Source organism: Thioalkalivibrio nitratireducens DSM 14787, from assembly GCF_000321415.2.
Classification (GTDB): Bacteria; Pseudomonadota; Gammaproteobacteria; order Ectothiorhodospirales; family Ectothiorhodospiraceae; genus Thioalkalivibrio; species Thioalkalivibrio nitratireducens.
Genome location: NC_019902.2, coordinates 3,036,488 through 3,062,130 on the forward strand (window position 1 = coordinate 3,036,488; position 25,643 = coordinate 3,062,130).

Here is a 25,643-nt window from a genome sequence, read left to right on the forward strand (position 1 = left end):
AAGCGGAGACCCGTAGAGCGGCGACAACAGGCCGGGTGTTCCCAGCCCGGTTCCAGGATAAAGCATACTACTTCCCGGATAGCTTCCATACGGAAACAGGCTCGGATACCCCAGCGACCAGGGCGACAGCAGCCCGTAGCTATCCGCAGGCCCGGGGTAGAGCGTACCCGCAACACCGGGCGCCTGGAGCCCATAGGAAATCCCGGGAGCGTGCCGCAACCCTTCCTCATACCGCGTACCGGGCTGGATCAGCGCACGTGGATCATCCCGGGGCCGGCGACGATCATGGGTCGGGTCATAATCCCGCGGGGCAAACCGCCCGTCGTTATAAGGCTGGTACGCCGGTGCCGGCGGCCGGTCTTCCGGGACAGCCCAGGGATTCCGATCGCGGGCCGGGACGTCCCCACCCAGCAACAGGCAGAGCGCAATGCAGGGCCCGAAAGCCCAGCGTGGCGCCAGGCGCGCCGTGCGATCCCCTGCCCTATCGTTCATCGCGCACGATCTCCTGTTTCGCTGCGGGCAACCGCGTGGTTCCGGTCACCCGCAGCAGGAAGCGCTCCGTTTACTCGGCGGCCGGGGCTTCGTACCCACCGCGGTCCGCCCGGCGCTCTTCCATTTCCTTGCGACGCTCTTCCATCATCTTCATGATCTCTTCGCGCTGCTTCTCCATCTCTTCCATATAGGCCGCGCGCCCGGCTTCCATCGCCTTCATGCGGGCCTCATGCATGGCTTCCATTTTCTCCATGTACTCCTTGCGCTCGGCTTCCATTTTCTCCATGTGCGCCTTGCGCTCGGCTTCGATTTCCTTCATGCGCTCTTCGCGCTCGGCCATCAGCGCCTTCATCTCCTCGGACATCTCCGGCATCTCGGCGGGGTAGCCCTCGCGGACCCAGGGCGGCGGTTCGAACGCCGGCCTTTCACGATCCATGAAGTCCGGGCGCGGCGGCATTCCATAGCCATGCCGGGGACCAAAGCCCTGACGCGGGCCATAGCTGTGACGCGGGCCGTAGCCCATCGGAGCCTGGCCATAGGCCGGAACGCCGTAACCGTAGCCGGCAGCGGTCCTTTCCTGCCCTTCCTCGGCCTGAGCGCCACCCGCCAGTGCGAATGCCGTGGCCACGGCCAGCGCGGTCAGAGAAAACTTGCCAAAACGCTTGCTCACATCATGCTTCATAAGGTCGATCTCCTTGAGTTGAGAGTCATGGGTAAATCATTTCAAGCGAATGCCGCGGCGGCGCCGGGCACTGCTTGCTGCGGAACCCGACGACGCTGCCTTGGCGCCTTCATCATCGTCGGACTCTGCCTCGGGGGCTCCGGTAGCACTGCCAGCCTTGCGGGGCGGGGCCCCGCGATCGGCCGGCGCCGATGCCTCGCCCGGGTCCGCCTTGGTCTTGGCTGCTGCCGAAGCCGGTTTAGAAGTGCGCGCGGACGCCGGCTTCGGTTCGGCGGAGGCACTACCCCTCTGCTGCTTCTCGCCCGCGCCCGGTGCGGCGGTGCCCGACGGAGTCTTCTCGGCGGCGCTCTCGCCCCCGGCACGCCCCCCGCTGGCACTGCGCACCCGGTCGGACCCCGGCTGCGTGCGGGAGCGATCGTCCGCCGCTTCGGCACGATCACCGGATCCGTCGCGCTCGCCACTTTCAGCCTGACCCGTCTCCACACCCGATGGGGCGCCCCCCGCAGGGCCGCCACTGCCATCCGGCGGGGCCGCGGGGCCGGTGGGACCGCCGCCGCCCGAAGGCGGACGGTCATCGCCGCCCACCAGGCGCAGGATCCAGCGCGCGAGAGCGCGCATCAACTGCACCACGCCTTCGACAAAACTGGCCGCGAGCGAGCGCAGGTAGAGACCGGCCAGCCCGATGAACTTCATCACGGGTCCGCCTGACGGATCGGTCATCTTCGTACTGGACGGGAACCGCGGGCCTTCGTGACCCGGATCACCGCCTGGCTCTGGTTGCACGGCACATGCGGCACCGCCGCCGGAGCCCCCGCCGGTCGCATTCTCCTCGAGGGTTCGGCTGGCACTGATGCAGCCCAGGGGGATGACCAGCAGTGTCAGCAGCGTGGCGACGATCGTGCCGAACATCAGCGAAATCGCCATACCCTGGAAGATCGGGTCGAACAGGATCACGCTCGAGCCCGCGAGCAGCGCGAACGCGGTGATCAGAATCGGGCGGGTGCGCGCCTGGCAGGCGTGGATCATCGCGTCCATCACCGACTGCCCCTCCGCCACCGCATGGCGCGCGAAGTCCACCAGCAGGATCGAGTTGCGGACGATGATACCCGCAAGTGCGATGAAGCCGATCATCGACGTCGCGGTGAACTCCGCCCCGAGCAACCAGTGTCCGGGAATGATGCCGATCAGCGTCAGCGGGATCGGCGCCATCACGATCGCCGGCAGCAGGAAGTTTCCGAACTCCCAGACGACCAGCATGTAGATCAGCACCAGCGCGATCGCGAACGCGATGCCCATGTCGCGGAAGGTCTCGTAGGTGACCGTCCACTCGCCCGCCCATTCGAAGCCGACGGTGCCGTCGTTCGGAGGCGGCCCGACCCAGTGAGGATCGAGCTCACCCCCCCGTGGCAGCCGGTATTCCTTCAACTGCTCCTGGACCTCGAGCATGCCGTAGATCGGTGCCGCCAGACGGCCCACCGTCTCGGCGGTCACGTATTCGACCGGACGAAGGTTCTTGTGGAAGATCGGTTCATCCTGCGGCTGGCGTACAAACTCCCCCAGCTCCGACAGAGGCACCGAGCCACCGGCCATGGTCGGCACCGGGAGCAACAGCAGCCGCTGCAGATCCGAGCGCACGGCCATCGGCAGGCGAATCTGGATCAGATGCGGCTCGACCAGCGACCGCGCCTTCACGTCCCCGACGATCTGGCCACCGATCGCGCTCTCCAACGTGCGGTTGACCGCGTCGACCGTCACGCCCCGGCGCAGCGCCTTGTCACGTTCGACGATAAAGTGCCAGACGTCGTACTGCGCCTGCAGGAAGCTGTCGACGTCGTCGAGGTGCGGTGCGTTGTCGAACATGCGTTCGAGGTCGCGCGCAACCCTTCGGCGAATCTCGGGCTCCGGCCCATAGACCTCCGCCACTACCGACTGCAGCACCGGCGGGCCAGGCGGCATCTCGACGACCTGGATCCGCGCGCCGGCAGCGTCGGCCATCGGGGCGAGGAGCTCACGCGCCTCGACCGCGATCTGGTGGCTGGTCCGCTTGCGGTCGCCCTTGTCGACGAGCTGGACCTGGACATCGGCCTGCCAGGGCTCCTGACGCAGGTAGTAATGTCGCACCAGGCCGTTGAAGTTGAACGGCGACGCGGTGCCGACATACGCCTGTACGGCGGTCACCTCGGGCAAATCGCGGAGCACCATCGCGAGTTCATGGGTGAGTGTCGCCGTTTGCGGAAGCGCAGTGCCTTCGGGGAAGTTGATCACCACGTTGAACTCGGGCTTGTTGTCCAGCGGCAGCATCTTCACCGACACATCCTTGGTGAAGAACAGCATCACGGTGAGGAAAAACACCACGACGATCCCGATCAGGAAACCCCAGCCGTAGACACGGTTATGCACAAGCCCCGGGATAGCCTTGGAGAAGAACTGCCCCATCATCTCGTTCTGCTTGTGTTCCTTCTCCTCAGCACGCTGCAGATAGTCCATGGTCGGGCGCAGACGCCAGGCGAGCCAGGGCGTGAACAGGAACGCGGCCACCAGCGAGAACAGCATCGCGACCGAACCCAGTGCGGGGATTGGCTGCATGTACGGGCCCATCATGCCGGTCACGAAGCCCATCGGCAGCAGCGCCGCGATGACGGTGAAGGTTGCGAGAATGGTCGGGTTGCCGACCTCAGCCACTGCGTCGACCGTGGTTTCGGTGTCGACCCCGCGTTTCATCAACCAGCGGCGGTAGATGTTCTCCACCACCACGATGGCGTCGTCGACCAGAATGCCGATCGCGAAGATCAGCGCGAACAGACTGACCCGGTCTATGGTGTACCCCATCAACCAGGCGCTGAAGACAGTGAACAGCAGTACGACCGGGATCACGATCAGCACCACCAATGCCGCTCGCAGACCGAGGAAGATGAACACCAGCACCGTCACCGCCGCGGTCGCGATGAACAGCTTGAACATCAGTTCGTTCACCTTCGCGTTCGCGGTTTCACCATAGTTGCGGGTAACGGAAACCTCGACGTTGTCGGGAATCACCTGGCCCTTGAGCATCTCCAGCCGCTCGAGGATTCCGTTGGCCACGGCCACGCCGTTGCTGCCTTCCTTCTTCGCGATCGCGATCGTGACCGCGGCGGCACCTTCGGGCGCCTCGTCGGCATGGTGGCCCGCAACGCCGGTGTAGTAGCGCACGAAGCGATCGACCTCGCCGGGACCATAGATCACCTCGGCCACGTCGCGGACGTAGACGGGGCGCCCCTCCTCGACGGTGACCAGAATGCGGCCGATGTCCTCGGCGTCCCGAAGGAACGCACCGGTATAAATCGGGGTGCTGGTCGCACCGATCTCTACGCTGCCGGCCGTGCGTTCGGAGTTTGCGGCCTGCAGCGCCTGGGCGATCTGGTCCATCGTCACGTTATGGCCGGCAAGACGTTCGGGCTGGACCTCCACCCGCACCTTTTCCTCGCGTCCGCTGACGACAAAGCTCTGGGACGTGTTCGGCACCTCGTTGAGGTACTGCAGGGTATCCAGCGCAATCTGCCGGAGCAGCGCATCGTCGAGGTCATGCGACCAGAGGGTCAGGGTGACCGTCGGGACGTCATCGACACCCTTCGGCTTGACCATCGGCTCCGACACCCCGGGCGGCATCAGATCCCGGTTCGACATCAGCTTGTCGTGCACCTTCACGATCGAGGATTCCATCTCCTCGCCGACATCGAACTGCACCGTGACCATCGACTGACCGCGGTGCGAGACCGAGTACACGTTGTCGACACCCGAGATCTCGCTCATCAGGCGTTCCAACGGGCGCGCGACCAGGCTGGCGACCTGCTCCGACGGAACCCCCGGGTAGGACACGAAGATGTCCACCATCGGCACCGAGATCTGGGGATCCTCCTGGCGCGGGGTGATAATCAGGCCCAGGACACCGATGGCCAGCGTGGCCAGCAGGAGTAGCGGAGACAGCGGAGAGTGAATGAAGCTCTGGGCCATCCGGCCGGCAAGGCCGAGATCCTTTTCGGGCTCCTGGCCTTCGCCTGCCTGCTGAGTGTTGTGCTCGGACATGGTCGTTATCGGTCTCTTTTTTCGTGTCCCTGTGCGGCCCGGAAGGGCCGCAGGTCCTCCTGGAGGGTCGGATTGGAGCCCCGCTGCCGGGGCTTACCGGAAGCGGGGGCCTGTCGACCGCGGACTGGCGCCGGGTTCGATACGTTCACCGGAACGGATGTTGGCGTCGGGCGAGTCCAGCAGGCGCTCGCCTGCTTCCAGACCGGAAAGCACGGTGACCATGTCCCCCTGCACCGAGCCCAGTCGCACCATCCGCACTCGCGTCGTGCCGTCGGGTTCGACCACGGCCACTCTGGGAAGGGCTCCCCCCGGGACGATCGCCGACAGCGGAATCCGGACGACGCCAGGCGTGGCCTCGGTCCCCGGGATGTGCACGTCCGCATACATTCCCGGACCGCCCGGAACGCCGCGGGGCAGGTCGAATTTCACGGTAACGGTGTGCCGCTGCGGATCGGCGATCGGGAAGATCTGCGCCACCCGCGCATCCACTTCGGTCTTGCCCACGTCGAGGGTCACACGCACCATGTCGCCCACGCGCAGACGCCCGACCAGCCGGGCCGGAATATCGGCTTCCACGCGCAGGAACTCGACATGACCGAAGGTCACGAGCGGGTGCCCGGGCTGGACCGTGTCTCCCTCCTCAACGTGCTTGTGCATGATCAGCCCGGAGAACGGGGTGACGGACCGAGTATCGCGAATCGCGGAGTCGACCTCCTCGAGGCGCGAGCGTGCCTGCTGCCAGCGCGAAGCGGCCTGGTCGATGCCGATATAGCGGGAATAGAGGTCCGCCTGCCGCTCCACCGTCGGGTCGCCCATGCCCGCCATGGCCCCCATCGGTCGCGTGACCAACTGGTCGAACATCGACGGGATGCCCATACCCGGCATCTGGCCGATGTCGCGGGCCCTCGGCGACGCAACCTCCCGACCGTACTGCATCTGCGCCTCGCGCATCGCAGCCTCGGCCGAGCGCAGTTCGGCCAACGCCTGCTGGCGCTGTGCAATCAGGCGCTCGTCGCTAATCGCGACCAGCACTTCGTCGCGGTCGAAGAAATCGCCCTCGGCACCGGCAACGAGCGTAACCCGCCCGCCAATCTGTGCCGTCAGGGTGACTTCCCGGAACGGCACCACCGTCCCACTGATCGTTTGCTCTCCCGCGGCCGCGGCCTCTGCCGTGATTACCCGCCCGTACTGCGCCTGGACGACGCCCGCGAGCGCAAACGCGGCTGCAGCCAGGGCAGCGAGGAGTACTCTGCTTGGAGTCATATTCGTCTTCATGTCGAAATCTTGAGTGTAGGCGCTGGCAAATCGGTCCGCAGGCTGAATTGCGGCCGGGTCGAGACATCCGGCCTGAAGGAAAGTCCTTTTTACCATAACCCACCGCGCCCGTGTGCCGGATCGGTGCCTCGGCTAGAACACGCCGCCCGGATCGCTCGGAGCTTCCGCAGGGCCATCTGAATAAGTATACCCTAATATATAAATTTGTGCGTAATTGATGGTCTACACTTTCAAGGCTGCAACCCACTGTTGCAACAGCGGCTGCACCACCGATGACGAGCTCCTGTCTTGCCCCTCCCGCAAGGCGTTCAGCCCCGTGAATCGGATTGCAGATGTTGCAGCCGCACTGGCAAACTGGCAACAGCCTGCAACGAGCCAAGCGCCGTGTCCACCGATCCATACCTCGCACTGATCCAGGGTTTCGTCGAGCAGTTCCGCGACGCCTCGCTGGTCATAGACGAACTCGGCCGCATTGTCACGCATAACCGGGCGCTGGCCGAACTCCTTGGACAGCCGGCGGACAGCAAGTTCGACTCGACCCTGCGCCTGGGACCGGTCAACCTTCAGCAACTGCTGATCCGTGCGGCAATCGACGCCGGCGAGCATGACGCCGCTGGCAGACCCTCCTCGCGCGCGCTCGATTTTCACGCTGACCTCGTGGTCCGCGAACGGCCGGTGCGCGCGCGCATCGTCACCGCGAACCTCGCGGATCCCCAGCGGCAACGCCAGCTAAGGCTGGTCCGGCTGCAGGTCGTCTCCGCGGGCGACCCAGAGGCCCCTCCAGGGGGCTACGCGCCCGATTCAGTGCTCGAATCGAGCGACCCGGATACCCGCGCTGCCTTGGACCTCGCCCGTCGTGCAGCAGGCGCCGGCAGACCGCTGCTGATCCTTGGTGAAAGCGGCACCGGCAAGACTGCGCTGGCGCGCGAACTGCACCGGATCGGTCCACGCCGCCATGCCCGACTGGAAGAGCTTCATGGCGCGACGATTGCCGACGCGGGCCTCGTGTCCGAATTGTTCGGCCACGTTCAGGGCGCGTATCCGGGTGCCGACGCGGAGCGCATCGGCCGCCTGGAATACGCGCACGGCGGCACCTTGCTGCTGGACGAAGTGGCCGCCATGTCGCCGCGCCTGCAGGCGGCGCTGTTGCGGGTATTGGATACCGGCCGGTTCGAACGCGCCGGCGAGAACCGGATCCGGCGGGCTGAATTCCACCTGATTGCGACCTCCAGCGCCGACCTGTCCGCAGGATCCCGGTCCGGCCCTGCATTTCGTACCGACCTCTACCACCGTCTGGCCGGCATCACCATCCGCCTGCCGCCGCTACGCGAACGCCTGGCCGACCTCGCCAGTTGTCTGGACCGCTGGTCATCCCATCACGGGCTCAAACCAGACCCGGCCCTTCGCGAACGCCTCGCGCAGCATCACTGGCCCGGCAATTTCCGGGAACTCGGACACGTGCTGGAATGGCTGCGCCTGCAGGCGGATTCCAGCGGACATATCGCCAGCCACGCCCTGGCAGGGGTGCTGCCATCGATCGACGCTCCGGCCGCAACCCCCGACGCAGGTGAGGCAACGGAGGGTCTGTCGTTCTCGGCAAAGGAGCGGAAAGAGCGCGAGATGCTGGAGGCGGCGCTGACCGCGCACAACGGCAACCGGACGCTGGCCGCGCGCAGCCTGGGAATCGACCGCACCACGCTCTGGCGCAAGTTGCACCGGCTGAGGCTGATCCCGGAGGCAACCCGCAAACCTCTTGAGAAACAAACTACCACGCTATAGTGAAATCGGCGATCTACCAGAGCGCCAACGTACCGCGCCGCAGTTCCGTTTCTCAAAAGGCACGGGATAGGCGCCGGAGCACGACGACTCGCGCAGGAATCCCGGGCTGCAGGTCAGCCCATGTTGTCCAGAATCGTCCGGGTCACCGCATCCAGTTCCGCCGCAACCTTCAGCGGCGCGGAACCGGCCTGGGAGATCGCGGTATCGGGATCCTTCAGGCCGTGTCCGGTCAGCGTGCAGACGACACTGGATCCCTCGGGAATGCGGCCCGTCCGGATGTCGCGCAACGCACCGGCAACCGAGGCTGCAGACGCGGGCTCGCAGAACACGCCCTCCTTCTCCGTCAGCAACTTCTGCGCCGCCAGGATCTCTTGGTCGGTGCATTCGTCGAACCACCCGCCCGATTCCTGTTGCACCTTCCAGGCGACGTTCCAGGACTGCGGGTGCCCGATCCGGATCGCGGTCGCGACCGTCTCGGGATTATCGACCATCGCCCCGCGCAGGAAGGGTGCGCTGCCGCTCGCCTGGTAGCCAACCATCGTCGGACGCTGCCCGGCGACGCCACCGCCGGCGAAACGGCAGTGCCCCTTGCAGAAGGTACAGGCCTCGGTCACGTGCTCGCCCGAACTGGCCGACAGCTCGCAATAGCCGATCCAGTGCGCGGTGATATTGCCTGCATTGCCGACCGGCAGACAGTGGTAATCCGGGGCGCGGCCCAGTTCCTCCACGATCTCGAAGGCCGCGGTCTTCTGCCCCTGGAGCCGGAACGGATTCACCGAGTTCACCAGCGTGGCCGGGGCGGACTCGGCGACCTGCTTCACCAGGCGCATGCCGTCGTCGAAGTTGCCCTCGATCTGGATCACCACCGATCCGTGCATCATCGCCTGCGCCAGCTTGCCCATCGCGATCTTGCCGTCGGGGATCACCACGAACGCGGTGATCCCCGCTCGCGCCGCGTAGGCCGCCGCGGACGCCGAGGTGTTGCCGGTCGACGCGCAAATGATCGCTTTCGAGCCCTCCTCCACCGCCTTGGTCACCGCCATGGTCATGCCGCGGTCCTTGAACGAGCCGGTCGGGTTCAGGCCCTCGAACTTCACGTAGAGTTCCACATCCCGGCCGATGTGACGCGGGACATTGTTCAACCGGATCAGCGGTGTATTGCCCTCGCCCAGCGAGATGATCCGGGTGTCGTCGTGCACCGGCAGGCGGTCGCGGTAACGCTCGATCAGGCCGGTATAGCGGTGTCCGAAAGCCATGGCGAAACAAGTCCTCAGATGGTGGGCGGGATCAGCGGCCGAGAGGCTCCATGCGGATGCGGGTAACCGGCGAGGTCAGGTGCTCCAGCGCCTCGAGTTCGGCGATTGCAGCATGCATGTCGCCCTCGCGGACCCGGTGGGTCAAGATGATGATCGTGGCCTCGCCCCGGTCGGGATCGGGTTCGCGCTGCAAAAGCGCCTCGATGCTGATCGAGTGCCGCCCCAGCACGCGCGCGATGTCGGCGAGCACCCCCGGCCGGTCGCAGGCACGCAGGCGCAGGTAGAACGATGTCCGCACCTCGGACATCGGCAGGACCGGCTGATCGGACAGCGCGTCGGGCTGGAACGCCAGGTGCGGCACCCGGTTCTCCGGGTCGGCGGTCAGCGCGCGCACCACGTCGACCAGGTCGGCCACCACCGCGGAAGCGGTGGCCTCGGCACCCGCGCCAGCGCCGTAGTACAGCGTCGGACCCACCGCGTCGCCCTTCACCAGCACCGCATTCATCACGCCATCGACGTTCGCGATCAGGCGCCGCTCCGGGATCAGGGTCGGGTGCACGCGCAGTTCGAACCCGCCTTCCGCGCGCCGGGCGATCCCGAGATGCTTGATCCGGTAGCCCAACTCGCCGGCATAGGTCACGTCTTCCCGGGTGATCCGGCTGATGCCCTCGACATGGACGCGGTCGAACTGCAGCGGGATGCCAAACGCGATCGCCGCCAGGATGCAAAGCTTGTGGGCCGCGTCGATCCCCTCGACATCGAAAGTCGGATCGGCCTCCGCGTAGCCCAGACGCTGCGCCTCCGCCAGCACGTCGGCGAAGTCGCGCCCGTGGTCGCGCATCTCGGTGAGGATAAAGTTGCCGGTGCCGTTGATGATGCCGGCGACCCACTCGATGCGGTTCCCCGCCAGACCTTCGCGCAGCGCCTTGATGATCGGGATACCACCGGCCACCGCAGCCTCGAAGGCCACCATCACGCCCCGCTCGTGGGCGCGGGCGAAGATCTCGTTGCCGTGCAGCGCAATCAGCGCCTTGTTCGCGGTGACGACGTGCTTGCCCGCGGCGATCGCACGCAGCACCAGCTCTCGGGCCGGCTCAGTGCCGCCCATCAGTTCGACCACCACCTCGACCTCGGGATCGTCGACCACGACCATCGGGTCGCCGGTCAGGCGGACCCCCTCGAGCGTGCAGCCGCGCGGCCGCGCGAGGTCGCGCACCGCGGCCGCCACCACGGTGATCCCGCGACCCGCCCGGCGGGCGATCTCGCCGGCGTTGCGGTCGAGCACTTCAACCGTGCCGCAGCCGACCGTACCCAGGCCGAGCAATCCGATCTTCACGGGCTTCATAGCTTGCATTCCTTATCTTGATTCGCCCGGTACGGGCCGGAGCAGGGGAATCAGGTGGCCGCGCGGCCGGGTTCCGGCTCGTCCGCGCGCGCACTGGCCAGAATCGAGTCGGCCCGGAACATCGCCTTGATCCCGCGCAGCGCCTGGCGCGTGCGCTGCTCGTTCTCGATCAGGCTGAAACGCACGTGTGAGTCGCCGTAGTTACCGAACCCGACCCCCGGGGAGACCGCGACCTTGGCGTCGCGCAGCAGCTTCTTGGAAAACTCGAGCGACCCCAGCTCGCGGTAGGCGGAAGGAATCGGTGCCCAGACGAACATCGTCGCCTTCGGCTTCTCGACCCGCCAGCCGAGCGCGTTCAGCCCGTCGCAGAGGACATCGCGGCGGACACGATAGGTCTCGCAGATCTCCTGCACGCACTCCTGCGGGCCTTCCAGCGCCGCGATGGCCGCGACCTGGATCGGCGTGAACGTGCCGTAGTCGAGATAGGACTTCATCCGTGCCAATGCCGCGACCAGCATCGGGTTGCCGCACATGAATCCGATGCGCCAGCCCGGCATGTTGTAGGTCTTCGACAGCGTGTAGAACTCGACCGCGATCTCCTTGGCCCCCGGAACCTGGAGTACCGACGGCGCCTTGTAGCCGTCGAACACGATCTCGGCATAGGCGAGGTCGTGCACCAGCCAGATGTGCTGTTCCCGGCAGATCCTGACCACGCGCTCGAAGAAATCAAGATCGACGCACTGGGTGCTCGGATTAGCCGGAAAGTTCAGGATCAGCATCTTCGGGCGCGGCCACGAGTCCTGGATCGCGCGGTGCAATTCGGCGAAGAAATCCACGTCCGGCGTCAGGGGCACATGACGGACGTCGGCCCCGGCGATCACGCAGCCGTAGGGGTGGATCGGATAGGCGGGATTCGGCACCAGCACGGCATCGCCAGGGCCCAGCGTCGCCAGCGCCAGGTGCGCGAGACCCTCCTTGGATCCGATGGTCACGATCGCCTCGGTCTCGGGATCCAGATCGACGTCGTAGCGCGACTTGTACCAGCGCGTGATCGCACGGCGTAGGCGCGGAATGCCCTTCGACACCGAATACCGGTGGGTATCACCCCGCTGCGCGACCTCGACGAGTTTGTCGACGATGTGTTGCGGCGTCGGCTGATCGGGGTTGCCCATGCCGAAATCGATGATGTCCTCGCCCCGGGCTCGTGCCTCGGCCTTCAACTGGTTCACGATGTTGAAGACATAGGGTGGAAGGCGCTCGATGCGGGGAAACACGTCGGTCACGGAAGGGTTCCTGGTTCGGTAGTTGCGGCAGGTCGGGCACGGGCGACCCCGGCACCAACCGAAACGGGACAAAGTATAACCCGCCCCTGCCCCTGTCAAACACCTGTGAACCTGCGTCGCAGAAAACCGTCGCGCCAGTGGTAGGACCTTGCCGCCCGCGGGCAATGCCTTTACCTTCGCGCCATGCAGTTCACCCAGATCACCGCAGACGATCGCAACCTGATCACCGGCTATGCGCCCGATCACGTGGCGGTCAACGGGGTACGCCACACCGCTAGCCTGATCCTGCGTCCGAACCGCCTACTGACCGAATGGCCGGTTACCGGACTCGAGGCCCTGACACCGGCGTCACTCGAATGGCTACACCCGGATCCACCCGAAATCCTGCTGATCGGCACCGGAACCTGCCAGGCGTTTCCGGAGCCCGCGCTCTGGACCCTGCTCCGTGAGCCGGGATGGGGGCTGGAGTTCATGGACACGGCCGCCGCCTGCCGCACCTATAACCTGATCATGGCCGAGGGCCGGACGGTTGCAGCCGCCCTGATCGTCGAATCAGGGGCGCGGGAGCAGCACGTCCTCTGACAGGCCCCGCGTCTTCAACAGGCGCCGCAGGCGCTTGAGCGCCTCCATCTGGATCTGGCGCACGCGCTCGCGGGTGACGCCGATCTCGGCCCCGACCTGTTCCAGCGTGCAGCGTTCGAAGCCGTGCAACCCGAAGCGCCGTACCAGCACCTCGCGCTGCTTCTGGTCGAGCTCTTCCAGCCACGCCGCAACCAGGTTGCGGATGTCCTCGTCCTCGAGCAGTGCCGACGGGCCTGCGGAATTCTCGTCGGGAAGAATCTCGGTCAGCGAACGGTCGCCGTCGGGGCCGACCGCGATGTCGATCGATGTGGACGGTTCGGACATGGCCCTCAGGCGCTGAATCTCGGCTACCGGCTTGCCGAGCCGTGTCGCCAGTTCATCCTCGGTGGGCTCGCGCCCCAGCTCCTGCATCAACCCTCTGGCCACCTTGTTCTGCGCCCGGAGTTCCTTGCTCACATGGACCGGGATCCGGATGGTGCGCCCCTGGTTCATCAGCGCTCGTTCGATGGTCTGACGAATCCACCAGGTCGCATAGGTCGAGAAGCGGAAACCGCGCTCGGGGTCGAACTTCTCCACCGCGTGCATCAGACCGAGATTCCCCTCCTCGATCAGGTCGAGCAGCGCGAGGCCGCGATTCATATAGCGGCGTGCGATCTTGACCACCAGGCGCAGATTGCATTCGATCATCCGCTGGCGGCCGGTCGGATCCCCGGCGCGCGCGAGGCGCGCGTAGTACACCTCTTCCTCGGGCGTAAGCAACGGGCGGAACTCGATATCGCGCAGGTAGAGCTGGATCGCGTCCAGCTCGGCGGGGCCCGCATCGTGCTGCCGCCGAACTCCTGTTTCCACGACGACCGGATCCAGCTCGATCCCCTCGGCTTCCTCGATGCTTTCAACCTCGGGGTCGACGGGGTCGGCCTCTTCCGCCTCCTGCAAGGCGTCCAGTTCCGGGTCTGTCAGATCGATGGAGGCTTGCTTCAGGAAGCGGTTCTGTGGGGGCATGGTTCAGACTTTCTCCAGCTGGATGCCAGCTTCTACCGCCGCGGCAAGAAACGTATCGGGTCGACAGGAGTGCCGTCGACCCGGATTTCGAAATGCAGCATGGGACGTTCCGCCCCGGAGTCGCCGAGGCGTGCAATCCTGTCACCGCGTTGCACCCGGTCGCCCTCGCGCACCAGCAGTTCCTCGTTGTGCCCGTAGGCACTGATGAAGCGGGCGTCGTGCTTGATGATGATAAGCCGGCCGTATCCGACCAGTCCACTGCCGGCGTATACGACCTCTCCACCGTTGGCGGCCCGAATCTCGTCACCACGTTCCCCGCCGATCGCAATCCCCCGGCGGCTCGCGGAACTGTTGGAGAACGCGCGCAGCACCGGGCCATCGGCCGGCCACTGCCACTGTGGCGATGTCACCGCTGCAGGCGTGGCGGAACGAGGCGGGGATTCGGGCGCAGCCGGAGTAGCCGCGCGCCGCTGCGACGGCTCGGGCGTGGGCGGCGGATCGGGGGTTCGGGATGCGGGCGCGGCCGATGGCTCGGAGTCCCGGGATGCGGGCGGGGGCGGGCTCGCCGCACGCGCCGGTTCCGGCCTGCTCGCCAGTGGGGCAGCACCGGCCAGCCGCAGGCGCTGCCCGGGGTAGATCAGGTACGGCGGCCCGATTCCGTTGCGGCGGGCCACGTCCCGCCAGTCGAGTCCGTTCCGGGTGGAGATCCGGTACAGCGTTTCGCCGCGCTGGACCACGTGGGTATCGGCTGCAGGGGTCCGCGGTTCAGGCGCACGCGCTGCACACCCGGCCAGCCACGCGGCCAGAACACCGATTACGATCCCCCGGGTGACAGATCCGGTGCGCATCAGTCCATGAAGGTCAGGTAGGCCATGATCGCCACAAGTACGAAGACCGAAAACCAGCCCAGGCGTTCCATGTAGGGGCGGAGATGGCGGTCTGCGTGCGGTCCGAGCCAGGCCATCAGCAGGCTCACCGCGAAGAACCGGGAACCCCGACCGATCAACGATGCGAGCAGAAAGGGCAACAGCGGCATCGCCAGCGCTCCGGCGGTGATGGTGAACAGCTTGTACGGGATGGGCGAGAAGCCCGCGATCAGCACGATCCAGACGCCCCAGACCGCGAACCATTCCTTGGCCAGCGCCATGCGCTCGCCGTAGCCGGCCTCCACGATCCAGGGCGAGACCAGTTCGTACGCCAGCGCGCCAATCAGGTAGCCCAGCACACCACCGAGCACCGAAAACAGCGTGGTCAGGGCCGCGAGCCGCATCCCTTCGCGGGGACGCGCGGCGGCCATCGGCGCCAGCATCACGTCGGGCGGAACCGGAAAGAACGACGACTCGGCAAACGACAGCGCAGCGAGATAGCGCGGCGCATGGCGGTGCCGCGACCAGCCCATCACCCGGTCATACAGGGGCTCGAAAATCTTCATGACTCGGCACCCGACAGCATCGGTACGAAACAGACCGTGTCGAGCAGGTCGCGTACATAGGCCTCCTCGGTATGCGTGTAGCGCACCAGCTGCTGGCGCCCGTCCGGCCCCTCGACCGGTGCCACCAGCCGCCCTCCGGGCGCCAGCTGGGTCAGCAACTCGTGAGGGATATCACGCGGGGCAGCCGTGAGCAGGATACCGTCGAATGGCCCCCGGGCCGGCCAGCCTTCACCACCGTCGCCATGACGCAGGCTGACATTGTTGATCTTCAACCGGCTGAGCAGTTCCCGCGCGCTGCGGCTCAAGGCCAGGATCCGTTCCACCGAATACACGCGCTCGCAAAGTTGCGCCAGCACCGCAGCCTGGTAGCCAGAGCCGGTTCCGACCTCGAGCACGGTACGCAGGGGGCCGTATTCGAGCAGGGCCTCGGTCATCCGGGCAACGATGTAGGGCTGGGAAACGGTCTGCCGGTACCCGATCGGCAGCGCGATGTTCTCGTAGGCTCGATGCACCAGCGCCTCCTCGACGAACAGGTGCCGCGGTACGGCGCGAACGGCCTCGAGCACTGCCGGATCACGGATTCCCAGTTGCGAGAGTTGTGCGATCAGGCGATCGCGCGCACGCTGCGAGGTCAGACCCGCGCCGGCGACATCAAGACCCACGCGCGTTCCCCTCCAGCCAGCGGCCCACGGTATCGATCGCCTCGAACTGCGTCAGGTCGACTTGGATCGGCGTGACCGATACGAACCCCTCGCGAACCGCGAAGAAATCGGTCCCGGGCCCTGCGTCCTGTTCCGGACCGGACGGCCCGACCCAGTAGATCGGCCGCCCGCGCGGATCCTGGGCCTGCACCACGGGCTCCGATTTGTGCCGGTGCCCCAGGCGCGTTGCGTGTACCCCCCGGATCTTCTCATGTGGCAGGTCGGGCACGTTCACGTTCAGGATCGTGGCCGCCGGAAGCGGCACCAGGCGCAACCGGTCGAGCAGTTCCAGCACGACTCGGGCAGCGGCCTCGTAATGTTGCATCCGGGGGCCTACCAGGGATACCGCGATCGCGGGCAACCCCAGGAACCGCCCCTCCATTGCCGCGGCCACGGTTCCCGAATAGAGCACGTCGTCACCCATGTTCGCGCCGGCATTGATTCCCGATATCACCAGGTCCGGCTCCTGATCGAGCAGCCCGGTGATGGCGAGATGGACGCAGTCCGTGGGTGTGCCATCGACCGCGATGTCGCCATTCTCGAACTCCTGGATGCGCAGCGGATGAACCAGCGTCAGACTGTTGCTGGCGCCGCTTCGGTCCCGGTCGGGTGCCACCACGCGCACCTCCGCAACCTGGCGCAGATACCGAGCCAGGCACTGGATACCGGGTGCATAGATACCATCGTCATTACTGACCAGGATGCGCATGGGCGAACAAATGCGGGAGCGGGGCACCTAATATACTGGAAACGGCCGCGCCTGCGCCCACCGCTACGCCATGCGCCAACGCCGGCCGGCCCACGACCGACTCACCGGACCGTAGGCACCGACGCTGCCCGGACCGGCATCGGCAATCGACCGGCGGACGCCGGCCCACGCACGCGACCCTGGATTCCCGGCGGTTGCAGGCCAGGAACACAGGATGACCTCGGAAGAAGACCCCAACGACATCGGGCACTTTCTGCGCGCCATCGGAGACGTGCGACGCCTGGATCATGATCGCGCGGAGATTCGGCGCCCTGTGCCGCGCAGCGTCGCCCGCAAGCGCCGGGAAGACGAGGCGGCGGTGATGCACGACCTGCTCAGCGACCCGGTAAACGCCACGGACCTGCAGCCCGGCGACGAACTGCGGTTCGTACGCCCCGGGGTCGGCCGCCGCGTGTTCCGCAATTTGCGGCGCGGGCACTACCGGATCCAGGACGAGCTGGATCTGCACGGTCTGTTCGCGAGTGAAGCACGGCGCACGGTCGCGGCATTCCTCGCCGAGGCCCGAACACACCACCGCCTCTGTGTCCGGATCGTGCACGGCAAGGGCCTGAGATCACGGCAGCAGGGCCCGGTCCTGAAGGGGCTGCTCGATCACTGGCTGCGCCAGCGCGATGATGTGCTGGCATTCTGTTCAGCCCTGCCCGCAGACGGCGGCACCGGGGCGGTCTACGTGCTCATCCGGCGCCCGCCAAGGCCCTGATGCCGCACCCTGCGACCCCGCGCGCAGTTTCCGCGGGCGCGCTCGGCGATCATTGCACCATGTTCCGGATCCCCTTAGTGTAGTGGTGCCCGCGACGGCGAGGCCCGAGTCCGGCGAAAGCCGGGGGGAAGCACTCGTCGGCGCAAGGATTTTCGACGCAGCTTTGCTGGAAACGGATACAGTACCAACGGATTCAGACGACCAAGGGCGAACCTTATGAACACCGATCGCAGCAGATGGACTCTCGCGCCCCTGGCGCTTGCATTCGCCGTGGCCACCTCCGCACACGCCGGCCAGGACATCGAGGATCGTATCCAGGCGAGCCAGGCCGCGATCCAGACCTTTGCGGCCGCCCTGCAGGGCGAACTCATGGCCGGGATGGAGGCAGGCGGCCCGGTGGCGGCGATCGATGTCTGCCGCCAGCGGGCACCCGAAATCGCAGCCGAGATTTCCGCCGAGACCGGCTGGGACGTGGGACGCACCAGCCTGAAACTGCGCAACCCCGACAATGCGCCCGACGATTGGGAACGCGCGGTACTGGAAGACTTCGACAGCCGCCGCGCCGAGGGCACTCCGGCAGCCGAACTGTATCGCCACGAGGTCGTCGAAGACGGCGACGAGAAGGCGTTCCGGTTCATGCGTGCGATTCCGACCGCCGGCCTCTGCCTCACCTGCCACGGCGAAGTCGGAGGCGACATCCAGCACGCACTGGAACGGCTGTATCCGGAGGATCAGGCAACGGGTTACGCAGAGGGCGACGTCAGGGGCGCCTTCACCGTCATCCAGCGCATGTGATGCACAGCCCGGACGGCAGCAGGGTCTTTCCGGGGCCGCGGTTCCCGCGGCCCTGACCGTTCGTACCGCGTCGCATGCACGGCCTGTTCCGGATGGCCCACTCGTGACCCGAAGCCTGTCGACGGAAGCAACGTGCCGACTCCGGCCACAGGCCGGGAGCACCGCGTAACATGACCCGGACCATCGATGCCGAATTGCTTGCGCTGGCCGTCGACGTCTCGAACGACGGCATCGTGATCGCCGAGCAGGAAGGCCACGACAATATCCTGATCTACGTGAACCGGGCGTTCGAGGAACTGACCGGCTACGGCCGCGACGAGATCCTGTACCGCGACTGCCGCTTCCTGCAGGGGACCGACACCGACCAGGAAGGCGTGCGCGAGATCCGCGCGGCCCTCGACGCGGGAAGGCCCTGCCGCGTGGTGCTGCGCAACTACCGCAAGGACGGCTCGATGTTCTGGAACGAGTTGTCGATCACGCCCGTGTATAACGACGACGATCAACTCACCTACTACATCGGGATTCAGAAGGACATCACCGGCCGGATCGCCGCCGAGCAACGCGCAGACCGCGCGGAGCAGGCGCTGGCTGCCACCCGCGGCGAGGCCGGCACCCAGGACTGACACCCGGCGACGAGCGGTCCCGTAGCCGACCCCCTCCGCGACCGGTGACTCCCCCGCGACAACGTTTCGCCCTGCCCGCGTGACCTGCCGCCCCCGGGGCGTGCACCGGGAAAGCGCCGACCTGACCAGGCTTGATCAAAGAACCTGGGCGAATCCCGTGAGCACTGCGGCGATTGCTCGAGCGATTATTGCTCGCGGATTACGCAGACGGGTCGGAGCGGGCGGTCTCGGCGAGATGGGCGATCGCTTCGGCGACGCCGGTCGCGTATTCGCCGGGGCCCAGCTCGATTTCCAACTGCAGCATGTCGGGTTCAAGCCAGGCCCAGGCAAGGTTTCGGGGTCGAAGCCGCAGTGGCCGCCGGGCCGGGTCCAGGCCCTCGCGTTCAAGGCCGTCGGCGAGGTCCCGGAGTGCGCCGGCCACCTCGCGTTCCAGAGCCAGCGCCTCGCCATCGCTGCCCGGCCCGCCCCGACCCCAGAGAGGCCCGGTCGGGTGGATCTCAAGCCGAGCGCAGCGTGCCTCCAGTTCCGCGTCGACCACCGGCACCGGGAACACGCTCCCCCGCCCGTCCAGATTGGCCAGGTCGCCGGCCAGCAGCCGGTCCCAAGTTCCTTCGCGGACCCGCCGGCCCAGCACTTCGTTGAAGATCGCCGCCCGGGCCGCCGAAAGATACAGGCCGCGCTGGTTGCGACTGCGCGGACGGGTCCGGCCGGCGAACCAGGCCCGCGCGCGTTCCAGGTTGGCATGCCCGAAGCGCTGTTCGCCGAAATAGGCCGGCAGCCCCCGCTCGCGGATCCGTCCGAGCAGTGCGTCCGCGGCCTGCCGGTCGCCCCGGACTGCGCGCAGCCGCAGCCGGAAGCGGTTGCCCCGCAGATGGCCGGTCTTCAGCTTGCGGGCATGGCGCCGGCGATCGAGGATTTCCACCCCGTCCGGAACCGTGCCGTTCCAGTCCGGCTCCTGCCGCCCGGCCAAGTCGACGCTGAACCACTGGGTGGTAACCGCAAGGCGGTCCTTGCGCCCGGCATAGCCGACCGCAACGCGCGCCACGCCTGCGGCACGCGCAAGCCATTCGGCCACGTCCTCGGTGTTCCGGCCCACCTTGCGTATCTGCAGCCAGACATGCGTGCCCTCGCCGGAGGGCTGCGTCGCCGGGATCTCGTCAACCACGAAATCCTCCGGGCACGCCTTGATGCGCGCCAGCAGCGGCAGGCCCCAGGGATACACGCGTCCATCCGACTCGGCCCCGCTCATCCGCGGAATTCCGTACCGCCAGCTGCGCTGGCGGTCTTTGGCTCCGCGACCCGGTCGCGCAGGTAGACGGGCTGCGCACGTTCCGCGCTCACGGCTCCGCCCCGGGCATACGCTGCCGCGCCCAGCAACGCGACCTCCCGGGCACAGGGCAGTGCCGCGGGGTCGACGTCGGCATCCGCGAGCCCCAGATCCCGCAGCACCTCGGTACACAATGCCGCGCCACTACCCAGCGCCATGCGCCGCGGCCGGCTCCAGGAGACCCGGACCCGGTCGGGCGCACTAATCCGTTCCTCGCCCGACACCACCAGGCCGTCCGGACCGACCTCCAGCAGCGCCCAGTAGACTTCCGCCATCCGCGCATCCAGCAGCGCCAGGATCTCCTCCGCTCCGCGGTCGGCGCCCTGCTGGGCCAAGGCGGCCAGGGTGGATACCGGCACCACCGGCCGATCGATCGCGAAGGCGAGCCCCTGTGCGACCCCGAGGCCCAGCCGCACCCCGGTAAAGGCTCCGGGCCCACGGCCCACAGCGACCGCATCGAGCTGTGTCGGCGCCAGGCCCGCCTCGGCCAGCAGCCGGTCGACCTGGTTCAGGATCAGCTCCCCGTGGCGCCGTGCGGCGCTTCGCTCCAGCAGCCAGCGCAGATCGCCGTCGAGCCACAGGGCCGCCGAACACGCCTCGGTGGCCGTCTCCAGCGCGATCAGGCGCATGTGACCGGCTCCCTGCGTTCCCGCGCGCCGCGCAGGAACGCCAGCGCCTGCTGCGGATCCCGGGTCTGGTGGAACGCCGGAAGCCCGTCGAAGAAACGGCGGCCATAGGGCTTCTGGAGGATACGCGGATCGCACAGCGCCAAGATCCCGGAATCCTGCGCGTCGCGGATCAGCCGCCCCGCACCCTGTTTCAGTGCCAGCACGGCCTGGGGCAACTGGAAATCCATGAACGCAGTCCCCCCCGCCGCCTCGATCGCTGCAGCCCGGGCCTGCAGCACCGGGTCGTTCGGCGCCGCGAAAGGCAGCCGGTCGATGATGACCGTCGACAATGCGTCGCCGCGGATATCGACTCCCTCCCAGAAACTCTGCGCACCGAGCAGCCAGGCCTGACCGGACGCTCGGAAACGCACCAGCAGTTCGGCCCGCGGCTGCTCGCCCTGCACCAGCAGCGGATGTCCGGGCGGCAGCCGGTCACGGAGCAAGCCAGCCGCCTCCTGCAGCGCGCGATGGCTGGTGAACAGGAAGAAACCGCCGCCCGGGCTGCCCTCGACCAGCGGCCAGGCCCAGTCGATGCAGGCCCGGGTATACCCAGGGCTGTTCGGATTTGGCAACGGCCGCTCCGGCAGCACCAGGCAGGCCTGGCGGGAGAAGTCGAAGGGGCTGTCCAGACGCTCGGTGCGCACGTCCGCCGGCAACCCCAGGCGTCGGGCCGCATGCCCGAAGTCGTCTCCGATCGCGAGCGTCGCAGAGGTGAACACCCAGCTGGCCGGGCAGGCCGCGCGCCGCTTCGCCAGAGGCCGCGCGGCGTCCAGGGGTGTCCGGTGCAGGATCAGGCTCTGTCGGAACCGTTCCACCCAGGCAACGGTTTCGGTGTCCTCCGCGAGCCATTCGTGCAGACGGGATCGCAGGGTCAGGCACCGCACCCGCGCCTGGTCGAGGCCGGGCGTACGCCCCGCGACCTCGGCGAGATCGTTCCCGAGCCGATCCAGGGCCTCGTCGAGCCGTGACAGCGCCGCCTCCACTTCGGGGCCGCCGGACACCTCGCTCCAGGCCGCCCGTGCCGGCCAGTCCCCGGAGCATTCAAGCAGGCCCGCGACCGCCTCCTGCAGCGACGCCACCGGTTCGCGCAGATCGGCCAGCTCCGGTGCCTCGCGCTCGAAGTCGCGAACGATGTCCCGGCCCAGGTCGCGCAGCGCCCGCGTACCCAGCGCCAGTCCGAAAAAGGCCCCGGCGATTTCCGGCAGCTGATGCGCCTCGTCCACGATCACGGCATCGACCTGCGGCAGCAACTCCCCGAAGCCCTCGTCCTTCAGCGCCATGTCCGCCAGCAGCAGGTGATGGTTCACCACGATCACGTCGGCATCCTGCGCGCGCCGCCGCGCGCGCAGGACGAAGCACTCGTTCAGTTGCGGACACTCGTGCCCCAAGCAATTGTCGACCGTCGACGTCACCTGGGACCATAGCGGGGCATTCTCGGCCAGGATGTCGGCCTGGGTCAGGTCGCCGTCGGGCGAGCGGCGCGCATAGCGCCGCAGCGCCTCGAGAGTCAGCGCGTGCCGGCCGCCAGCGCCGTCGCCGGCCGCCGCGTCGAGGCGATAGTGGCACAGGTAGTTCGAACGTCCTTTCAGAAGGGCGGTCTTCGGGTGGCGGCCCAGCGCCTGGCAGACGACCGGCAGATCCTTGTCGTACAGCTGGTCCTGCAGGGTCTTGGTACCCGTGGAGATCAGGATCCGCCGCTGCGATAGCAGCGCCGCTACCAGATAGGCGTAGGTCTTGCCCACGCCCGTGGCTGCCTCGACCAGCAGCGCGGACGGGGCCTGTTCCAGCACCTCCGCGACGACCGCGGCCATGACCTGCTGCTGCGCCCGCGGCTGGAAACCAGGGACGGCGCGGGCCAGGATGCCCTCGGGCCGCAGCGCGTCGCGCGCCCGTTCGGGCATCCCCCCGGGGTCAGCCAATCCCCGACTCCAGGCGGCGCACCTCGTCGATCGCCCGGCGAGCACCCTCGGTATCGCCCATGCCCTCGCGGGCATCGACGATGATGCGCCAGTTTGCCAGGGCCAGCGCGCGGTCCCCGGAACCGAGCTGCAGGGACCGTTGCGCCATCCGCTCGGCCTGCACGAATTCGCCCTGCTCCAACCGCACCCGTGCCAGCCGGCTCCAGAGTTCCGGATCGCGCGGGGCGATCCGCAGCGCGCGCTCCAGCCGCAGGTCGGCGAGCCGCAGATCGCCTGCCGCACGCGCCTGGTCCGACTGGGCTGCGAGCGCCAATGCCGCGGGCGCGGTGGGGGGTGGTTGCGGCGCCGCAGGTTCGGGCACGACCTCCGGTTCCGGCGGCTGCACTTCCTCGAGCACGACAGGCGGCGGCGCCGGCATCGGCACGGACGGCGGCGGACCGGTGCGCGGCGCCGGAACCGCACAGGCGCCGAGCAGCAGTGCGGGCAGCAGCCACAGGATTCGGCCGGCAATGCCGGAGGTTCGACCGCTGCGTCGCTGCCATTGCGTCATTGCGTCCACCCCTGGCGCCATCCGGACGCCCCGTCGTTATAGGAATCGCGCTCCAGGTCACAGCTCGCCCGCGTCCGGGGCGCGGAATCGCGCCAGAACGGCAGCCGGATCCGGTCGGGACAGGCTGCAGTCTCCGTGCGCAGTCCGGAGCGCCGATCCACCTCCTTCAGCCGGATCTCGGGGTGGTATCCCAAGCTCAGCGAACCACCAGGCATTCCCGACATGGTACGTATCCACAGGGGTACCGCGCCAGTCGCGCCGGTCAGGCCTGTTGGCCGATTGTCGTCCAGCCCCAGCCAGACCACCAGCAGATGCCGGTCGTCGAACCCCGCGAACCAGCTGTCCCGAAGGTCGCTCGAGCTACCGGTCTTGCCGGCCAGCACCCGGCCGGGCAGGCGCTGACCGATCCGCCGGCCGGTGCCGCGGGTGGTGACGTCGTGCAACGCATGGTTGACGAGTTGCACGGCACCGTCCGGAACCGCCCCGCGCAACTCCAGGCTGTAATGGGAGAGTTCCTGATTGCCGGCATCGAGGACGTCGCGAATCGCCCGGCTACGGGTCGCATAACCGCCGTTGGCCAGTGCCTGGTACAGCGTCGCCACCTCCAGCGGCGACAGGTCGAGTGCACCAAGCGCCAGCGACGGCAACGGCGCCGGGCTGCGTTCGAGGCCCAGTGTCTGCAGCAGCCGGATGACCTGGGGAATCCCGATCTGCTGACCCAGGCGTACGGACGCGACATTGTACGAGTGGACCAGGGCCTCCCAAGCCGTCACCTGGCCATGGAACCGGCGGTTGAAATTCTGCGGCGACCAGGGTTCGCCATGGGGCAGCTGCAGCGTCAGCGGGCTGTCGTCCAGCAGCGTCGCCAGGGTATAGCGCTGGGGATCCGAGAGTGCCGCCAGGTAGACGAATGGCTTCACCAGCGAGCCGATCGGCCGCTTCGCGTCCACCGCGCGGTTGAACCCGGGGAAGCGTGGATCGCGGTCCCCGACCAGCGCCAGTACCTCCCCGGCCAGCGGGTCGGTCAGCACCGCCGCCACCTGCAGCGGTTCGGTAATGCCACGGTCCGCGACCACCTGCTCCAGCCCGTCTACGATCTGCCGTTCCAGCGTGAGCTGCGCGCCCGGATCCAGCGTCGTGAAGATTCGCAGGCCCTCGCTGCGCAGATCTTCTTCGCGGTATTCGTCGCGCAGCTGGCGGCGCACCAGGTCGACGAAGGCCGGGAACCGGCTGTCGCCGCGCGGAACCCTGGGCGACACTCCGAGCGGCCGGGCACGCGCTTCCTGAACCTGTGCCGCCGGGGCCAGCCGCTCGCGCTGCATCCGGTCGAGCACGCCGTTGCGGCGGGCCAGTGCCCGGTCCGGGAACCGGCGCGGGTCGTAATAGCTGGCGCCGCGTGCGAGGCCCACCAGCAACGCGAGCTGGTCGAGTTCGAGCTCGCGCAGCGGGCGCTGGAAGTAGAACTCTGCGGCCAGGCCGAAACCGTGGATCGCGCGGGCGCCCGACTGGCCCAGGAACACCTCGTTCAGGTAGGCCTCGAGGATCTCCTCCTTCGAATAGCGGTATTCCAGCAGTACCGCCATCACTGCCTCGACCACCTTGCGGCGCAGACTCTGCTCGTGGGTGAGGTAGAAGTTCTTCACCAGCTGCTGGGTGAGCGTGCTGCCGCCCTGCACGGTGCGACCCGCGCGCAGGTTTGCCCAGGCGGCCCGCGCGATCCCGATCGGGTCCACTCCCCGGTGGGCCAGGAAGCGCCGGTCTTCGGTCGCCAGCAGCGCGGCAACCAGCCCGGGCGGAACCTCATCCAGCGTGACCAGGACGCGGTCCTCGCCGTGGGTCGGATAGATGCTGCCGATCAGCATCGGCTCAACCCGCATCAGGTCCACGGTTCCGCCGGTCTGCCGGTCCCGCACTTCCGTAATCATGTCGCCGCCGATGCGCATCCGGACTGAACGTGCCGGTTCGCGCCCGTCGCTGAACACGAAAGGCCGGGTCGTCAGCGTCACCGTGTCGCCGTCGAACGCGAAGCTCCCGGGACCACTGCCACCTTCCCGATAGTGCAGCGCCTCGAGCTCCAGGAGCAGCAGATCCGGGGTCAACGGCCGCCCCGCGTAGAGTTCCAGCGGGCGCGCGAACACGCGTGCCGGAAGCGCCCAGCGCTTGCCCTCGAAGCGCGCCTGGATCTCCCGATCGAGCTGCTGCACGTACCACGTGCCGATGGCCCCGAGAACCAGCAGTAGCCCAAGGCTGAACCAGAAAATGGCCCCAAGCGCCCGGCGGATGCGCGAGCGGGATGCGGGACGGGAGCGGCGTCTGCGCGTCATGGCGTTCGATTCGGACAAAGCTCAATGGTAACCTGAGTGACACGCTGCATTCAGGCGTCACTTCGCAATTCTGCCTT

The 25,643-nt window shown here is 67.5% G+C and carries 21 protein-coding genes; 5 read left to right on the plus strand and 16 right to left on the minus strand.

The features are described from left to right. Nucleotides 1-562: 562 nt before the first annotated feature. The 3 genes from TVNIR_RS21100 to TVNIR_RS13910 all read right to left on the minus strand — a co-directional run bounded on the left by TVNIR_RS21100 (nucleotide 563) and on the right by TVNIR_RS13910 (nucleotide 6,499). Nucleotides 563-1,174, minus strand: coding sequence for a V-type ATP synthase subunit E family protein (locus tag TVNIR_RS21100; RefSeq protein WP_015259691.1), 612 nt, complete (start codon nucleotides 1,172-1,174; stop codon nucleotides 563-565). Between the two features lie 36 nt (nucleotides 1,175-1,210). Continuing rightward, the gene (locus tag TVNIR_RS13905; RefSeq protein WP_015259692.1) at nucleotides 1,211-5,236 is read right to left on the minus strand and encodes an efflux RND transporter permease subunit; all 4,026 of its coding nucleotides are present in this window, start codon (nucleotides 5,234-5,236) and stop codon (nucleotides 1,211-1,213) included. Between the two features lie 93 nt (nucleotides 5,237-5,329). Continuing rightward, nucleotides 5,330-6,499: an efflux RND transporter periplasmic adaptor subunit gene (locus TVNIR_RS13910; protein ID WP_043739776.1), complete on the minus strand. Its 1,170-nt coding sequence runs from the start codon at nucleotides 6,497-6,499 to the stop codon at nucleotides 5,330-5,332. Nucleotides 6,500-6,799: 300 nt separating this feature from the next. Here TVNIR_RS13910 and TVNIR_RS13915 point away from each other — a divergent pair, with 300 nt between their 5' ends. Beyond that, nucleotides 6,800-8,290 carry a sigma-54-dependent Fis family transcriptional regulator gene (locus tag TVNIR_RS13915; RefSeq protein ID WP_237251645.1) on the plus strand — a complete coding sequence of 497 codons (1,491 nt, stop codon included), beginning with the start codon at nucleotides 6,800-6,802 and terminating at the stop codon, nucleotides 8,288-8,290. A gap of 113 nt (nucleotides 8,291-8,403) precedes the next feature. Here TVNIR_RS13915 and thrC read toward each other — a convergent pair whose 3' ends face one another. The 3 genes from thrC to alaC are packed head-to-tail and all read right to left on the minus strand — an operon-like array spanning nucleotide 8,404 to nucleotide 12,174. Next, on the minus strand, nucleotides 8,404-9,546 hold the full coding sequence (thrC, locus tag TVNIR_RS13920) for a threonine synthase (protein ID WP_015259696.1): 1,143 nt from the start codon (nucleotides 9,544-9,546) through the stop codon (nucleotides 8,404-8,406). 31 nt (nucleotides 9,547-9,577) lie between these two features. Continuing rightward, entirely contained in the window at nucleotides 9,578-10,891 is a 1,314-nt protein-coding gene (locus tag TVNIR_RS13925) for a homoserine dehydrogenase (RefSeq protein ID WP_015259697.1), read from the minus strand. 50 nt (nucleotides 10,892-10,941) lie between these two features. Continuing rightward, complete coding sequence (gene alaC / locus TVNIR_RS13930) at nucleotides 10,942-12,174, minus strand: alanine transaminase (protein WP_015259698.1); 1,233 nt, start codon at nucleotides 12,172-12,174, stop codon at nucleotides 10,942-10,944. A gap of 183 nt (nucleotides 12,175-12,357) precedes the next feature. Here alaC and TVNIR_RS13935 point away from each other — a divergent pair, with 183 nt between their 5' ends. Further along, entirely contained in the window at nucleotides 12,358-12,756 is a 399-nt protein-coding gene (locus TVNIR_RS13935) for an Mth938-like domain-containing protein (protein ID WP_015259699.1), read from the plus strand. Here TVNIR_RS13935 and rpoS read toward each other — a convergent pair. Genes rpoS through surE form a run of 5 tightly spaced genes read right to left on the minus strand, consistent with a single transcriptional unit; the run spans nucleotide 12,727 to nucleotide 16,600 of the window. Then, nucleotides 12,727-13,758 carry an RNA polymerase sigma factor RpoS gene (gene rpoS / locus TVNIR_RS13940; RefSeq protein ID WP_015259700.1) on the minus strand — a complete coding sequence of 344 codons (1,032 nt, stop codon included), beginning with the start codon at nucleotides 13,756-13,758 and terminating at the stop codon, nucleotides 12,727-12,729. The genes TVNIR_RS13935 and rpoS overlap by 30 nt on opposite strands. A gap of 32 nt (nucleotides 13,759-13,790) precedes the next feature. Then, entirely contained in the window at nucleotides 13,791-14,606 is an 816-nt protein-coding gene (locus TVNIR_RS13945) for a peptidoglycan DD-metalloendopeptidase family protein (RefSeq protein ID WP_015259701.1), read from the minus strand. Then, the gene (locus TVNIR_RS13950; protein WP_015259702.1) at nucleotides 14,606-15,190 is read right to left on the minus strand and encodes a YqaA family protein; all 585 of its coding nucleotides are present in this window, start codon (nucleotides 15,188-15,190) and stop codon (nucleotides 14,606-14,608) included. Before TVNIR_RS13950 ends, TVNIR_RS13945 begins: the two co-directional genes overlap by 1 nt. Beyond that, nucleotides 15,187-15,825, minus strand: a complete 639-nt coding sequence (locus TVNIR_RS13955) for a protein-L-isoaspartate(D-aspartate) O-methyltransferase (RefSeq protein WP_043740713.1) — start codon at nucleotides 15,823-15,825, stop codon at nucleotides 15,187-15,189. The genes TVNIR_RS13950 and TVNIR_RS13955 overlap by 4 nt, the downstream gene beginning before the upstream one ends. 16 nt (nucleotides 15,826-15,841) lie before the next feature. After that, a complete protein-coding gene (surE, locus tag TVNIR_RS13960; RefSeq protein ID WP_015259704.1) occupies nucleotides 15,842-16,600 on the minus strand; it encodes a 5'/3'-nucleotidase SurE in 759 nt (252 codons plus the stop codon). 214 nt (nucleotides 16,601-16,814) lie between these two features. On the opposite strand from surE, the gene TVNIR_RS13965 reads away from it, so the two are divergent. The 3 genes from TVNIR_RS13965 (at nucleotide 16,815) to TVNIR_RS13975 (ending at nucleotide 18,778) form a co-directional block, all read left to right on the plus strand. Beyond that, entirely contained in the window at nucleotides 16,815-17,360 is a 546-nt protein-coding gene (locus TVNIR_RS13965) for a Smr/MutS family protein (RefSeq protein ID WP_015259705.1), read from the plus strand. Between the two features lie 216 nt (nucleotides 17,361-17,576). Further along, on the plus strand, nucleotides 17,577-18,155 hold the full coding sequence (locus TVNIR_RS13970) for a Tll0287-like domain-containing protein (RefSeq protein WP_043739777.1): 579 nt from the start codon (nucleotides 17,577-17,579) through the stop codon (nucleotides 18,153-18,155). Nucleotides 18,156-18,325: 170 nt separating this feature from the next. Further along, on the plus strand, nucleotides 18,326-18,778 hold the full coding sequence (locus TVNIR_RS13975; RefSeq protein WP_015259707.1) for a PAS domain-containing protein: 453 nt from the start codon (nucleotides 18,326-18,328) through the stop codon (nucleotides 18,776-18,778). Nucleotides 18,779-18,977: 199 nt separating this feature from the next. Here the strand turns inward: TVNIR_RS13975 and truD are convergent, their stop codons facing one another. The 5 genes from truD to mrcB are packed head-to-tail and all read right to left on the minus strand — an operon-like array spanning nucleotide 18,978 to nucleotide 25,566. Continuing rightward, nucleotides 18,978-20,027, minus strand: a complete 1,050-nt coding sequence (gene truD / locus TVNIR_RS13980) for a tRNA pseudouridine(13) synthase TruD (protein WP_043739778.1) — start codon at nucleotides 20,025-20,027, stop codon at nucleotides 18,978-18,980. Next, nucleotides 20,024-20,734: a tRNA (adenosine(37)-N6)-threonylcarbamoyltransferase complex dimerization subunit type 1 TsaB gene (tsaB, locus tag TVNIR_RS13985; RefSeq protein WP_015259709.1), complete on the minus strand. Its 711-nt coding sequence runs from the start codon at nucleotides 20,732-20,734 to the stop codon at nucleotides 20,024-20,026. The genes truD and tsaB overlap by 4 nt, the downstream gene beginning before the upstream one ends. Further along, on the minus strand, nucleotides 20,725-22,674 hold the full coding sequence (locus TVNIR_RS13990) for an ATP-dependent DNA helicase (protein WP_015259710.1): 1,950 nt from the start codon (nucleotides 22,672-22,674) through the stop codon (nucleotides 20,725-20,727). Before TVNIR_RS13990 ends, tsaB begins: the two co-directional genes overlap by 10 nt. A 10-nt stretch (nucleotides 22,675-22,684) precedes the next feature. Next, nucleotides 22,685-23,242: a tetratricopeptide repeat protein gene (locus TVNIR_RS13995; protein WP_043739779.1), complete on the minus strand. Its 558-nt coding sequence runs from the start codon at nucleotides 23,240-23,242 to the stop codon at nucleotides 22,685-22,687. Further along, nucleotides 23,239-25,566, minus strand: a complete 2,328-nt coding sequence (gene mrcB, locus TVNIR_RS14000) for a penicillin-binding protein 1B (RefSeq protein ID WP_015259713.1) — start codon at nucleotides 25,564-25,566, stop codon at nucleotides 23,239-23,241. Before mrcB ends, TVNIR_RS13995 begins: the two co-directional genes overlap by 4 nt. Nucleotides 25,567-25,643 lie beyond the last annotated feature (77 nt).

Bases quoted from the DNA above. Each gene is read 5' to 3' on its own strand.
- tsaB (WP_015259709.1), bottom strand. From the start codon at position 20,734: ATGCGCCTGATCGCGCTGGAGACGGCCACCGAGGCGTGTTCGGCGGCC.
- TVNIR_RS13935 (WP_015259699.1), top strand. From the start codon at position 12,358: ATGCAGTTCACCCAGATCACCGCAGACGATCGCAACCTGATCACCGGC.
- truD (WP_043739778.1), bottom strand. From the start codon at position 20,027: ATGAGCGGGGCCGAGTCGGATGGACGCGTGTATCCCTGGGGCCTGCCG.
- thrC (WP_015259696.1), bottom strand. From the start codon at position 9,546: ATGGCTTTCGGACACCGCTATACCGGCCTGATCGAGCGTTACCGCGAC.
- TVNIR_RS13910 (WP_043739776.1), bottom strand. From the start codon at position 6,499: ATGACTCCAAGCAGAGTACTCCTCGCTGCCCTGGCTGCAGCCGCGTTT.
- TVNIR_RS13965 (WP_015259705.1), top strand. From the start codon at position 16,815: ATGACCTCGGAAGAAGACCCCAACGACATCGGGCACTTTCTGCGCGCC.
- TVNIR_RS13950 (WP_015259702.1), bottom strand. From the start codon at position 15,190: ATGAAGATTTTCGAGCCCCTGTATGACCGGGTGATGGGCTGGTCGCGG.
- TVNIR_RS13945 (WP_015259701.1), bottom strand. From the start codon at position 14,606: ATGCGCACCGGATCTGTCACCCGGGGGATCGTAATCGGTGTTCTGGCC.
- mrcB (WP_015259713.1), bottom strand. From the start codon at position 25,566: ATGACGCGCAGACGCCGCTCCCGTCCCGCATCCCGCTCGCGCATCCGC.
- TVNIR_RS21100 (WP_015259691.1), bottom strand. From the start codon at position 1,174: ATGAAGCATGATGTGAGCAAGCGTTTTGGCAAGTTTTCTCTGACCGCG.
- TVNIR_RS13990 (WP_015259710.1), bottom strand. From the start codon at position 22,674: ATGCCCGAACGGGCGCGCGACGCGCTGCGGCCCGAGGGCATCCTGGCC.
- TVNIR_RS13975 (WP_015259707.1), top strand. From the start codon at position 18,326: ATGACCCGGACCATCGATGCCGAATTGCTTGCGCTGGCCGTCGACGTC.
- TVNIR_RS13995 (WP_043739779.1), bottom strand. From the start codon at position 23,242: ATGACGCAATGGCAGCGACGCAGCGGTCGAACCTCCGGCATTGCCGGC.
- surE (WP_015259704.1), bottom strand. From the start codon at position 16,600: ATGCGCATCCTGGTCAGTAATGACGATGGTATCTATGCACCCGGTATC.
- TVNIR_RS13970 (WP_043739777.1), top strand. From the start codon at position 17,577: ATGAACACCGATCGCAGCAGATGGACTCTCGCGCCCCTGGCGCTTGCA.
- rpoS (WP_015259700.1), bottom strand. From the start codon at position 13,758: ATGCCCCCACAGAACCGCTTCCTGAAGCAAGCCTCCATCGATCTGACA.
- TVNIR_RS13905 (WP_015259692.1), bottom strand. From the start codon at position 5,236: ATGTCCGAGCACAACACTCAGCAGGCAGGCGAAGGCCAGGAGCCCGAA.
- TVNIR_RS13925 (WP_015259697.1), bottom strand. From the start codon at position 10,891: ATGAAGCCCGTGAAGATCGGATTGCTCGGCCTGGGTACGGTCGGCTGC.